Source organism: Pseudomonas sp. PDM14, assembly GCF_014851905.1.
In the GTDB taxonomy this organism is placed as follows: Bacteria; Pseudomonadota; Gammaproteobacteria; order Pseudomonadales; family Pseudomonadaceae; genus Aquipseudomonas.
In genome coordinates, this window is record NZ_JACVAQ010000001.1 from 2,515,997 (window position 1) to 2,527,978 (window position 11,982).

General features: G+C 68.0%; 9 protein-coding genes. 7 read left to right on the forward strand and 2 right to left on the reverse strand.

The genetic code is table 11. The features are described from left to right. Positions 1–56 precede the first annotated feature (56 nt). A complete protein-coding gene (locus IB229_RS11860; RefSeq protein ID WP_192328849.1) occupies positions 57–1,094 on the reverse strand; it encodes an AraC family transcriptional regulator in 1,038 nt (345 codons plus the stop codon). Positions 1,095–1,104: 10 nt separating this feature from the next. After that, positions 1,105–2,022 carry a GGDEF domain-containing protein gene (locus tag IB229_RS11865; protein WP_192328852.1) on the reverse strand — a complete coding sequence of 306 codons (918 nt, stop codon included), beginning with the start codon at positions 2,020–2,022 and terminating at the stop codon, positions 1,105–1,107. Between the two features lie 402 nt (positions 2,023–2,424). Between IB229_RS11865 and IB229_RS11870 the strand changes: the two genes are divergently transcribed. The 7 genes from IB229_RS11870 to IB229_RS11900 all read left to right on the forward strand — a co-directional run bounded on the left by IB229_RS11870 (position 2,425) and on the right by IB229_RS11900 (position 11,779). Further along, positions 2,425–4,941 (forward strand): TonB-dependent receptor, encoded by a 2,517-nt coding sequence (locus IB229_RS11870; RefSeq protein ID WP_192328855.1) that lies wholly within the window; start codon positions 2,425–2,427, stop codon positions 4,939–4,941. Positions 4,942–5,169: 228 nt separating this feature from the next. Next, the gene (locus IB229_RS11875; protein WP_192328858.1) at positions 5,170–7,110 is read left to right on the forward strand and encodes a phytase; all 1,941 of its coding nucleotides are present in this window, start codon (positions 5,170–5,172) and stop codon (positions 7,108–7,110) included. Between the two features lie 166 nt (positions 7,111–7,276). Beyond that, positions 7,277–7,984, forward strand: a complete 708-nt coding sequence (gene tolQ, locus IB229_RS11880) for a protein TolQ (protein ID WP_192328861.1) — start codon at positions 7,277–7,279, stop codon at positions 7,982–7,984. A 10-nt stretch (positions 7,985–7,994) separates the two neighbouring features. Then, positions 7,995–8,438 (forward strand): protein TolR, encoded by a 444-nt coding sequence (gene tolR, locus IB229_RS11885; RefSeq protein WP_192328864.1) that lies wholly within the window; start codon positions 7,995–7,997, stop codon positions 8,436–8,438. An 11-nt stretch (positions 8,439–8,449) separates the two neighbouring features. Further along, positions 8,450–9,223 (forward strand): energy transducer TonB, encoded by a 774-nt coding sequence (locus tag IB229_RS11890; RefSeq protein WP_192329388.1) that lies wholly within the window; start codon positions 8,450–8,452, stop codon positions 9,221–9,223. A gap of 118 nt (positions 9,224–9,341) precedes the next feature. Then, positions 9,342–11,297 (forward strand): PhoX family protein, encoded by a 1,956-nt coding sequence (locus IB229_RS11895; RefSeq protein ID WP_192328867.1) that lies wholly within the window; start codon positions 9,342–9,344, stop codon positions 11,295–11,297. 299 nt (positions 11,298–11,596) lie between these two features. Then, positions 11,597–11,779 (forward strand): hypothetical protein, encoded by a 183-nt coding sequence (locus IB229_RS11900; protein WP_192328870.1) that lies wholly within the window; start codon positions 11,597–11,599, stop codon positions 11,777–11,779. Positions 11,780–11,982 lie beyond the last annotated feature (203 nt).

The following is an 11,982-nucleotide window of genomic DNA, read 5'->3' on the forward strand; positions in this document are numbered from 1 at the left end:
CGCCCGCTCAATCTGCTGACGCACCCTACGGGGCATTTCGCACCGGCGTTGAGCCGTCAGCCCGCCTGCCAGTAACGGCGCAGGTCGCTCGGCACCAGGCCGGTCCAACGTTTAAACGAGCGGCGGAAGTTGGTGCTGTCGTGAAACTGCAGGTAGGCGGCGACGTCGTCGTTGCTGTAGCCCTTGACCCGGTAGAGGTAGAGCGCGACGTGCTTGCGCGCCAGGTCGAGCTGTTCCTGGAAGTGCGTGCCGTGTTTCTGCAGCTTGCGCTTGAGGGTCGACGGGCTCATGCCGAAGGCCTGGGCCACGCCCTCCAGCTGCAACGGTTCGCGGATGTGTGCGAGCAGGTGGCCGTGCAGGCTTTCCAGCAGGCTGCGGCGCACGCCGAGGGCCTCCAGCTGGCGCTGGCTGTCTTGCTGCGCCACGCGCCCGGCAGTCAGCGAGGCCCCTGGCCAGGGCCGGTGCAGGTACTCGCGCGGAATGCTCAGCACATCCAGCGGCGCGTCGAAGCGCACCGTCTCGCCCAGGTGTACCCAGTACTGTTCGATGTAGCGCGGTTGTGCGTGGCTGAAGCTGCACTGCCAGGGCAGGCGTTCGCCGGCCAGCCACTGGCTCATGCCGACCAGGGTGGTCATGCCCGCTTCGAGGAGGAAGCGCCGCTGCGCACCGGCGCCGCAGCTGTCCAGCCAGTAGACGTGGGCGTGCTGCTCGTCGAGCACCAGGCGCGGGCCGAGCAGCGGGCTGAGCAGAGCGCTCTGTCGGCGCAGGATGTCCAGCGCCTGGTGCAGGTCGGCGGCCTGCTGCAGGGCGTGGCTGGCGGCGCCGTAGTGGCCGGGCAGCAGGCGCTGGCCGAAGAGGAAACTGCTGTCGTCGGCGCCGAGCAGGCGCTGGGCGTTGTCGATCAGGCAGAGGAACTGCTGCGGGCTGAGCAGCGCCTGGCCGCTGAGGATGTCCTCGTGGAACAGGCCGCTGCCGCGCAGCAGGCGATGGCTGTCGATCCCGCGCGAAAGGGCTAGGTCGAGCAGCACCGCCGGCTGGTAGTGACCGGGGATAAAGCGCTGATCGCATTCGTACCAATCGGCCTTGAGCGTCATGCCGGCGGCCTCAGGCGCTGCGGATGTGGAGCGGCTGCTTGGCCTTGGCAAGCGCCAGGTTGAGGCGTTGCAGCAGACTCTGCGCATCGTCCTGCAGGGCCATCACCGAGGCCACGCTGGCGCGCAGTTGCAGGCGTTCGCCGTGCTCGCCGGTCTTGTGCGCGAAGTGCGCCACGGCCTGCTGCAGCTCATCGGCGAGCTGGCGCGCCAAGCGCTCGCCGGTGTTCGGCAGGAGCACCACGAAGCGGTCGCCGGCCAGGCGGCAGAGCAGATCCTGGCGGCGCAGGTTGAGCAGCAGCAACTGGGTCAGCGCCTGCAGCACGCGGTCGCCCTCGGCGTTGCCGTAGACGCGGTTGATGCTGCTGAAATCGTCGAGGTCGATGATCACCAGCGACAGCGCCTGCTGTTCGCTGCGCGCCCGCGCCAGACTCTGTTCCAGCTGCAGGCGCAGGTAGTCGGCGGCGCCCAGCGGGGTCAGTTTGTCGAACAGGCGGTGCTCGCGGAACACCCGCTCGCGCTTTTCCATCTGCGCGCTGATCGCCAGCTGCTCGTGGTGCCAGTGATAGAGGCCGAGGGTCAGCAGAATCAGGCCGACCGGCATCGGCCCCGACTCCAGCCAGTGGTCCCAGGTGATGTGCTCGGGCATGCGGATGAATTCGTCGAGGCAGTCGATCCACCAGGAGAAGAACACCAGCGACAGGCCCAGGGCCAGCAGGTTGGTCACCCGCCCGGCCGGTCGGCTCTTCAGCACCAGGCCGAGCCAGACCAGGCACAGCACGGCCGAACCGCCCTCGCCGAACACGTCCAGCCAGACCCATTCCTGGGTGCTCTTCAGGTCGCCCACGGCCAGGTGCAGAAGCAGGCCGAGGTTGGCGGCGAGGAACAGCGCGGTGAGTTTCAGGCGGTGCAGTCTGAGCAGGGATGGCATGGCCGCGCGGGCTCCACGAACGGGGTGTGGGCGCCAGCAGAGCAGAGCCGTGTGACGGAATGGTTGCAGTGGGGGAGGTCGAATCGGCTCACGTCGGTTGCGCGATTATTTTGCGTTCAGCTATGACGGCCGGAGCCGGGTTGGCTCAATGACGCTGCGTCGAGCGTCGCTCTGCCGTAGGGTGCGCCGTGCGCACCGGGGCGCCGGTATGAGTCTTCCGGTGCGCATGGCGCACCCTACGCGGGTCGATTCAGCTCAAACGTGCCCCTGAAACCCGGCAAAAGCCCGTAAATCGGGGCCCGTGCCGGTGGCCTGTCACAGAACCGTCATCGCTCACTCCTAGCTTGCGCTCCAAGTCGCCGGGTACTGGCCCGGCCGGAACGCTTGTCTGGGGAGATCAGCATGCACACTCGTCGTCTTACCGCCCGCCGTGCGGGCTTCACCATCAGCGCCCTGACGCTGGCCATCGTCGCCACACCGCTGTGGGCGCAGGAAGCCACCGAGCACGTCAACGTGGTCGGCCAGGCCGCGAGCATCGACGAAGCGCTCAAGGAGCAGCGCCGTTCCGACAGCGTGGAAAGCGTGGTGCATGCCGACGGCGTGGCCCAGCTGCCCGACCAGAATGCCGCCGAAGCGGTGCAGCGCCTGCCGGGTGTCAGCGTCGAGCGCGACCAGGGTGAAGGCCGCTTCGTCAGCGTGCGTGGCCTGGGCCCGGACCTCAACGCCGTGACCATCAACGGCACGCTGGTGCCCTCGCCGGAAAGCGACCGCCGTGCCGTCGCCCTCGACGTGCTGCCGGCCGAACTGGTGCAGTCGCTGACCGTGGTCAAGACCCTGACCCCGGACATGGACGCCAACTCCCTCGGTGGCACCATCGAGGTGGAAAGCCTGTCGGCCTTCGACCACAAGGGCCTGTTCTACACCGGCTCGGTCGAAGGCAGCTACGACGAGAACACCGAGCAGACCAGCCCGAAATTCTCCGGCGCGATCAGCGACCGCTTCAGCCTCGGCGACGGCACCGACAACTTCGGCGTGGCCGCCGCGCTGAGCTGGCAGGAACGCGACTTCGGCTCGGACAACGTCGAGACCGGCGGTGACTGGGATTTCGAGGACGGCGCCCGCCTGCAGTCGCTGGAGCAGCGCGACTACGCCATCACCCGTGAGCGCAGCGGTTTCGGCCTCAACTTCGACTACCAGCCGGATGACCTCTCCAGCTACTACCTGCGCACCCTCTACAGCCGCTTCAAGGACACCGAGACACGCAATGCCGCCGGCGTCGAATTCGCCGACGCGCAGCTGCCGGGCGAGACCGGCGATGCCGAAGGCTTCCGCGAGCTGAAGGACCGCGAGGAAACCCAGGAGATCCAGTCCTACGTGCTCGGCGGCGAACGCCTGTTCGGCCAGTGGACGCTCAATGGCCAGGTCGGCTACAGCAAGTCCAGCCAGGACACGCCGGGGCACATCGGCGGCGCGGTATTCGAGGGCAACGACGATTTCAGCGGCATTGGTTTCGGCAACAGCCGCAAGCCGCGCCTGATCGCCGGCAGCGACTTCTACGACCCGGCCAACTTCAGCCTCACCGAAGTCGAGTGGGCCGAGGAGAACACCAACGACACCGAGAAGAACATCAAGCTCGACCTGGCCCGTGACTACGAGCTGAGCGGTTACGCAGCCCAGGCGAAGTTCGGCGGCAAGCTCAGCCGCCGCGAGAAGGACAACGACACCGACATCTGGACCTACGAGGACCTCGATACGGTCTTCAGCGATGCCCAGCTGGGTATGGACCGGTTCACCAAGGGGCGCGTCGACTACGCCCTCGGCAACTTCGGTCCGGGCCTGTCGGCCGGGGCGGTGGAGAACCTCATCGGCGGCCTCGACCGCAGCGACTACTACAACGAGGAAGAGTCGCGGGTGAACGACTTCGACATGAGCGAAGACATCAACGCCGCCTACCTGATGAACACCCTGGACATCGACGACTGGCGCATCATCGCCGGCGTGCGTTACGAGGGCACCGAGTTCGAAGCCAAGGGCACCGGCCTGCGCGATGGCGACTACGAAGCCATCGAAGCCGACAGCGACTACCACCACTGGCTGCCCGGCCTGCACGTGCGCTACAGCCTGAACAAGGACACCCAGCTGCGTTTCGCCTGGACCAACGCGGTGGTGCGCCCAACCTTCGGCCAGCTGGCGCCGGGCTTCGTCATCGACGGCGACGAAGCCAGCTTCGGCAACCCGACCCTCGACCCGCTGGAATCGAGCAACTTCGACCTCGGCATCGAGCACTACCTGGGCCGCGCCGGCGTGGTCTCCGCCTTCGTGTTCTACAAGGACATCGAGCACTTCATCTACAACGCCGACCTTGCCGGTACCGGCGAATGGGCCACCTTCGCCGAGGCCAACACCTTCGCCAACGGCGACAGCGCCAAGCTCTACGGCCTGGAGCTGGCCTACTCGCAGAAATTCGACTGGCTGCCGGCGCCGTGGAACGGCCTGCTGCTGGGCGCCAACGCCACCTTCAGCCGCTCCGACGCGAGCATCTCCGGTTTCGACGTCGACAGCGGGCGCAACCTGGAACGCGATATCGACCTGCCGTTCCAGTCCGACAGCGTCGGCAACCTGATGCTCGGCTGGGAGAACGACAAACTCAGCCTGCGCCTGTCGGCCAACTACAAGTCCGACTACCTCTACGAGGTCGCCGGCCTCGACGACAAGGCGCACGACCTGCACGTCGACGACCAGGTGTTCGTCGACTTCGCCGCCGGCTACTTCCTGACCAAGAACCTGCAGCTCAGGTTCGAGGCGCAGAACCTCACCGACGAGAGCTACTACGTCTACACCGGCAGCCGCGCCTACAACGCCCAGTACGAAGAGTACGGCCCGACCTACAAGCTCGGCCTGACCTTCACGCATTTCTAGATGCGGCCTGCTGCGCGTCGGCCAGGCGGCGTTGAGACAGGCCTCGGGATGCTCATTTACAGCTCGTAAATTCCGCTCCCTCGGCCTATCTCGCCTTGCCTGGCTCTAGCTCGCAGTGCCCGCGCATTTGTGCTGCCTGGAAGTGCTCGAAAGCTTTTGTAGGCGCACCCACGCGATAGGGCCGGCAGGCCGTGGCTTACCACTGTGTTCACAAGGATTACCCACGCAATGAATTCATTCTTTCCCCGCAGCCTGCTGTTCACCGCGCTGCTCCTGGCCCTGAGCGGTTGCGAGGAGCTGGCCAGCCCGGCTGCCGCCGCGGCCAAGCCGAGCCTGACGCTGAGTCCCTGGGGCGGTTCGGCGAAGGCCAAGGCCGAAGACCTGCGCTTCCTGCCGGCTGGCGCCCCGAACGAGCTGCGCCTGGCGGCCAGCGAGCGCAATGGCCTGTTGCTGCTGGATGCCGACGGCAAGCAGCTGGCGCAACTGCCGGGCAGCTACAGCGGCCTCGACAGCCGCCTTGTCGGTCAACAACTGTTGGTCGCCAGCCTGGACAACGCCACCCAGCAAGCCACCCTGGTCACCCTCGACCCGGCATCGCGCCAGTGGGGCCAGCCGCAACAGTTACCGGCGCGCGACTTCGCTCTGGCCGGGCTGTGCCTGTACCGCGACGACGCTCGGAACCTCTACCTGTTCGTCATCGGTGAAGACGGCCACGGCGAGCAGTGGCTGGTGGGTGCCGGCGAGCAGCTGAATACCGAGGCGCGTCGCGTGCGCGGCCTGCCGCTGCCGCCCGAGGCCGAGTACTGCCAGGTCGACGATGCCGCCAGCCTGCTCTTCGTCAACGAGGAAAGCGTCGGCCTGTGGGCGTTTGCCGCGCACCCGGAAGCCGATGTGGCCCGCCGTCCGGTAGACATGCAGCAGCCGTTCGGCAGCCTCAAGGCCAGCGCCGGCGCCATGGCCGCGCTGCCCGGCGGCCTGCTGGCACTGGACCCCGGCAGCGCCGAACTGCACCTCTACCAGCAACAGGAAGATACCTGGCGCGCGGTGGCCAGCCTGCCGCTGCCGGGCCTGGAAGAACCGGAGCGTCTCGACGTACGCGTTACTGCAAAAGGCCTGGACGTGCTGGTGCAGGACGATGCCAGCGGGCGTGTCTACCAAGGCGAACTGAACTGGGCACCGCAGCCGGTGGCGCTGCCGCCCGTGCTGCCTAGCGTCGCTGCATTGCGCCAGAGCGAGCCGGTCGGTCGCCACGGCGATGCCGCCGATGACCCGGCGATCTGGATTCACCCCGCGCAGCCGCAGTTGTCCCGCGTGCTCGGCACCAACAAGAAACAGGGCCTGCTGGCTTACGACCTCGACGGCACGCTGCTGCAGGAATTGCCTGTCGGCCGCCTGAACAACGTCGACGTGCGCCCCAACTTTCGCATGGGCGAGCAGCTCGTCGACCTGGCCGTGGCCAGCAACCGCGATCACAACAGCATCAGCCTGTTCGCCATCGACCGCGCCAGCGGCGAGCTGCGCGAGGCCGGCGAGATCCGCACGCCGCTCAAGGAGATCTACGGCATCTGCCTGTTCCAGCCGGCCAGCGGCGAGCTGTACGCCTTCGCCAATGGCAAGGACGGCAGCTTCCTGCAGTACCGCCTGAGCGCGCCGGACGGCAAGGTGCAGGGTGAGCTGGTGCGCCGCTTCGAGGTGCAGAGCCAACCCGAGGGCTGTGTGGCCGACGACCAGCGCCAGCGCCTGTTCCTCGGCGAGGAGGACGCCGGCGTGTGGGCCGTGGATGCCCGCGCCGATGGCCCGACCGAGCTGCACGCGGTGATGAAGGTCGGCGATGTGCTCAAGGCCGATGTCGAGGGCCTGGGCCTGTACCAGTCCGCCCACCAGGACTACCTGGTGATCTCCAGCCAGGGCAACGACAGCTATGTGGTGCTCGACGCCGAGCCGCCCTATGCGCTCAAGGGCGCCTTGCGCGTCGGCCTCAACGGCGCGCTGGGCATCGACGGCGCCTCGGAAACCGACGGACTGGAAGTGACCTCGGCCAACCTCGGTGGCGCCTGGAGCGACGGCATGCTGGTGGTGCAGGACGGCCGCAAGCGCATGCCCGAGCAGACGCAGAACTTCAAGTTCGTGCCCTGGAGCGATGTGGCCCAGGCGCTGAAGCTGGAGTGAGGCGCCCTGCCGGTATTGCGCACTCGGCGGTCCGTGCCGGGGGCGCTGTCATCAGCCGGTAACCGCGACGTAATCGAATAGCACTTAACCCCTTCTCCTGCGGGAGAGGGCTGGGGTGAGGGAAGCGCACCGCGCGGCTCACCCTGCCATGCCAAGGAGCCCCACCATGCACGCCACCCTCGAACAGATGACTGTTTGGAGCCTGGTCAACGACGCCAGCCTGCTGGTCAAACTGGTCATGTTGATCCTGCTCGGCGCCTCGCTCGCCAGCTGGTACCTGATCATCCAGCGCAGCCTGCTGCTCGGCCGCAGCGAGCGTCTGGCCAAGGATTTCCTGCGCCGCTTCCGCCAGGGGGGCGACCTCACCCAGCTGTACCGCGAGGGCCGTGCCGAGGCCGATGGTGACGCCGCGCTGGAGCGTATCTTCCGTGCCGGCTTCGACGAGTACGCGCAGCTGCAGCGCCAGCCGGGCGCTTCGCCTGAAGCGGTGATCGACGGCGTCGAGCGCAGCCTGCTGGTGGCCATCTCCGAGCAGGAAGAGCGCCTGGAAAAGGGCCTGCCGTTTCTCGCCACGGTCGGTTCGGTGAGCCCCTACATCGGCCTGTTCGGCACCGTGTGGGGGATCATGAACTCCTTCATCGGCCTGTCCCAGGTGCAGCAGGCGACGCTCTCCACCGTGGCGCCGGGCATCGCCGAGGCGCTGATCGCCACCGCCATCGGCCTGTTCGCGGCGATCCCCGCGGTGATCGCCTACAACCGCTTTGCCGCCCGCGTGGCCACCCTCAGCACGCGCTTCTACGCCTTCGGCAACGAGCTGCAGGGTCGCCTGCAACGGCGCCTGCAGATGACCCCGAACCTGGCCCAGGCCGCCTGAGGACACGCGCATGCGCAAGCCGCACAAGACCCACGCGCCCAAGGCCGAAATGAATGTGGTGCCCTACATCGACGTGATGCTGGTGCTGCTGGTGATCTTCATGGTCACCGCGCCGATGCTCACCCAGGGCGTGAAGATCGAGCTGCCCAAGGTGGCCGCCGAGGCGTTGCCCAGCGACAGCCAGCAACAGGTGCTGACCCTCTCGGTGCAGGCCGATGGCGGCTACTACTGGAACCTCGGCAGCGAGCTGGACACCCAGGGCCGCACCGACAGCGCGGTGAACCTGGAGGAGATGAGCGCCAAGGTCGGCGCGCTGATCGCCGCGCGCGGCGATACCCAGGTGTACATCCGCGCCGATGGCGCCGCCGACTACGCCACGGTGATCGCCGGCATGGCCGCCTTGCAGCGCGGCGGGGTGAGCAACCTGGGGCTGATCACCGAGGCGCCGCAGTGAGCAGCGCCGTGATGCCGCAGAGCGCGCCCTTCGACCTGCAATTGCCGTCCGCCGCCTGGCTGCGCAACGCCGGTGCGGCGGGCGTGGCACTGGCGCTGCACGCCATCGTCCTCGGTCTGTTGCTGGCGCAGTGGTCGGTGCATGCGCCGCCAGCGCCGCAGGTGCGCACGCTGACCACGCAGCTGATTGCCCTGGCCCCGCCAGCGCCTCCCGCACCGCCGCAGCCCGAGGTGAGCGCGCCGCCACCGGTCCCGGTTGAGCCGCTGCCGCCCGTGGTCGCGCCGACGCCCGATCCGCGCATCGAGCAGCGTCAGCTGGAGCAGGCCGCCCTGGCACGCAAACGCGTGGAGCAGCGCGAGATCGAGCAGCAGCGCCAGCGTGACCTCGAACAAGTGCAGCGCCGCCAGGCCGAGGAGCAGGCTCGTCAGCGCGTGCAGGCGCAGCAACTGGCCCAGCAACGCCAGCAGGCCGAAGCCGCTGCCGAGCGTGCGCGCCAGGCCGAACTCGCCGCCGCGAGTCGCCCCTACCAGCCCATCGCCAAGGAAGCCCCGGACTACCCGGATCGCGCCCTGGACAAGGGCATCGAGGGTGATTGCACGGTGCGCTACCGGGTCAGCCCGCAAGGTCGCGTGGAAGACCCGCAGGTGGTCGGCGACTGCCATCCGCTGTTCGTCCGCCCATCCCTCGCTGCGGCGCGCACCTTCCGCTACCAGCCGCGCCTGGTCGACGGTCAGGCCGTAGCCGTGCCCGACGTGAAGAACACCTTCCACTACCGCATCGAATGATCGCGCCCGCCCACTTGCTCTCCCGCCGGGAGAGGCCGGGGTGAGGGGCAGGCAGCGCCATGACGACACGACCCGGACGTACTTCGGGCACCAAGATCCGCCAAACCGAGACCCCGTGATGAGCAACGACCACAGCCGTTTTCACCGCAGCCTGGAAGCCCACGACGACATCGCCATCAACCCCAGCGCCAACCGTGCCCTGGACCAGCTGGTCGACCCGGCGCGGCGCAACGTGCTCAAGGGCGGCCTGACCCTCGCCGCACTGGGCTTCTTCGCCGGTGGCATCGGCGCCTGCAGCCGCGCCACGGCCAGCCCGCTGCTCGGCTTCAAGGGCGTGCCGGTGCAGATCGACCCGCAGTTCGACCGCGTGCTGGTCGCCGAGGGTTATCGCGCCACGCCGTTCTTCTCCTGGGGCGACCCGGTGGAAGGTGGCGCCCCCGCATGGAACCCGGACGCCAGCGATGATTGGCAGGCGCAGCTCAAGCAGGCCGGCGACAACCATGACGGCATGGATTTCTTCGCCTTCCCCGGTGAGCGCGATCGTGGCTTGCTGGTGATGAACCACGAGTACGTCAACCCGCCGCTGCACCCCTCCGGGCAGATCGACCAGAGCCGTCCGCGGCCACTCGACGAAGTGCGCAAGGAACAGGCGGCGCATGGCGTATCGGTGATCGAGGTGAAGCAGGGCGCCGACGGCCAGTGGCAGCGGGTGCTGGACTCGCCCTACAACCGGCGCATCAGCATGTTCACTGCCATGCGCATCGCCGGGCCGCTGGCCGGGCATGCGGCGATGCAGACCGTGGCCGACCCGCAGGGCCTGGAAGTGCTCGGCACCCTGAACAACTGCGCCACCGGCATCACGCCCTGGGGCACCTTCCTCACCTGCGAGGAGAACTGGCACAACTACTTCATCAACCGCGATACGGCGGACTATGCCCAGCGTGTGTCGCACAAGCGCTACGGCCTGGCCAGCAGCGGTACGAGCAAGAACTACGCCTGGGAAACCGCCGACCCGCGCTTCGACGCCACCCCCGATGCGGCGCAGGCCCACGGCGGCTACGTCAACGAGCCGCATCGCTTCGGCTGGGTGGTCGAGATCGATCCCTTCGACCCGCAGGCGCAGCCGATCAAACGCACCGCCTTCGGCCGTTTCAGCCGTGAATGCGCGGCACTGGCGCTGGGCGAGGACGGGCGCATGGCGTTCTACTCGGGCGACGACGCCAAGGGCGAGTACGTCTACAAGTTCGTCCCGGCCGGGCGTTTCGACGCGGCCAACCCCAGGGCCAGCCGCGATTTGCTCGACAACGGCACGTTGTACGTCGCGCGCTTCGATGCCGACGGCGCCGGCCGGTGGCTGGCGCTGGTGCATGGCGAGAACGGCCTGACCGCGGCCAACGGTTTCGCCAACCAGGAAGAGGTGCTGCTCAACGCCCGCGCCGCTGCCGACCAGGCTGGCGCCACGCCGATGGACCGCCCGGAGTGGGCGGCGGTCAACCCGCAGACCCGCGAGGTCTACGTGGCGCTGACCAACAACGACGGCCGCGGCAGCAAGCAGGCGCTGGACAAGGCCAACCCGCGTCCGCAGAACCTGCACGGGCAGATCCTGCGCTTCAACGAACGAGAGGCTGACCCCACGGCGACGGCCTTCACCTGGGAGCTGTTCCTGCTCGCCGGTGAAGCCAAGGGCGCCCGCGATGCGGCGGGGCAAGCCGTGCCGGCGCACCTCACCGGCACCATCAACGGTGATCTGTTCTCCTCGCCCGATGGCTTGGCGTTCGACGCAGCGGGGCGCCTGTGGATCCAGACCGACTACGACGACATCGAGGCGCCGATGCAGGCGATGGGCTGCAACCAGCTGCTCTGCGCCGACACACAGACCCGCGAGGTGCGCCGCTTCCTGGTCGGCCCGCGCGGCTGCGAAGTCACCGGCCTGGCCTGGAGCCCGGACGGCAAGGCGATGTGGGCCAACATCCAGCACCCGGGTATCAGCTTCCCGGCCAGCGACGGCATCTCGCGCCCGCGCTCGACCACGGTGCTGATCACCAAGAACGACGGCGGCGTGATCGGCAGCTGAGCACCTGCAGCGGCGTTGTAATGGCGGGCGAAACCCGCGTGGATCCGCCTTGCGAAAGCCGCCTCGTGCTCTACGTAGGGTGTGCCGTGCGCACCCGAGGCCACCTGCGGGTTGCTGGTGCGCACGGCGCACCCTACGGTCATACCAGCGACTGGGCACGGCTTTGCCCGGCCCGGCGAGTCGCGAAACCGCGCGGCGTATCCGCCATCGCTACCCGGCATACCGACTATCAGCCGTCCTGATTTCCGCCCGAACGGCCTCGGCCATAGAGTGGTCACACCTTCAGGAGGTACTGACTCATGCCACGAATCGACATCATGTCCCTGGTCGGAAGCGCAGTCCCCGCGCCGCTTCGCGCCGATGGCTATCTGGCCTGCTGGTATGTGGTGGTCGAGGGCGTACAGCGCTCCGGGCCCTACACCTCGCTCGACGTGGCCACGGCCAGCAAGTCGATCTGGCAACAACGCTTCGGCCGCGGCTGAAGCACCGGCGCACCGCGCCACGAATGCTCCGCGCCACATGGCGCACTTTGGCAGCCCCCGCTGCCTGTTTTATTCAGTGATGCTCCCTTTACCCGCCCATGTGGCGGGTTTCTTTTTTGTGCTGATTTTCTGGAGAGCGAGCGGCGCTGGGTGCTGACATGCGGGCGCTACACGGGCGGCGGTGCGCAGGGCGCAGCCGACGC

Bases quoted from the DNA above. Each gene is read 5' to 3' on its own strand.
- IB229_RS11860 (WP_192328849.1), bottom strand. From the start codon at position 1,094: ATGACGCTCAAGGCCGATTGGTACGAATGCGATCAGCGCTTTATCCCC.
- IB229_RS11865 (WP_192328852.1), bottom strand. From the start codon at position 2,022: ATGCCATCCCTGCTCAGACTGCACCGCCTGAAACTCACCGCGCTGTTC.
- IB229_RS11870 (WP_192328855.1), top strand. From the start codon at position 2,425: ATGCACACTCGTCGTCTTACCGCCCGCCGTGCGGGCTTCACCATCAGC.
- IB229_RS11875 (WP_192328858.1), top strand. From the start codon at position 5,170: ATGAATTCATTCTTTCCCCGCAGCCTGCTGTTCACCGCGCTGCTCCTG.
- tolQ (WP_192328861.1), top strand. From the start codon at position 7,277: ATGCACGCCACCCTCGAACAGATGACTGTTTGGAGCCTGGTCAACGAC.
- tolR (WP_192328864.1), top strand. From the start codon at position 7,995: ATGCGCAAGCCGCACAAGACCCACGCGCCCAAGGCCGAAATGAATGTG.
- IB229_RS11890 (WP_192329388.1), top strand. From the start codon at position 8,450: ATGCCGCAGAGCGCGCCCTTCGACCTGCAATTGCCGTCCGCCGCCTGG.
- IB229_RS11895 (WP_192328867.1), top strand. From the start codon at position 9,342: ATGAGCAACGACCACAGCCGTTTTCACCGCAGCCTGGAAGCCCACGAC.
- IB229_RS11900 (WP_192328870.1), top strand. From the start codon at position 11,597: ATGCCACGAATCGACATCATGTCCCTGGTCGGAAGCGCAGTCCCCGCG.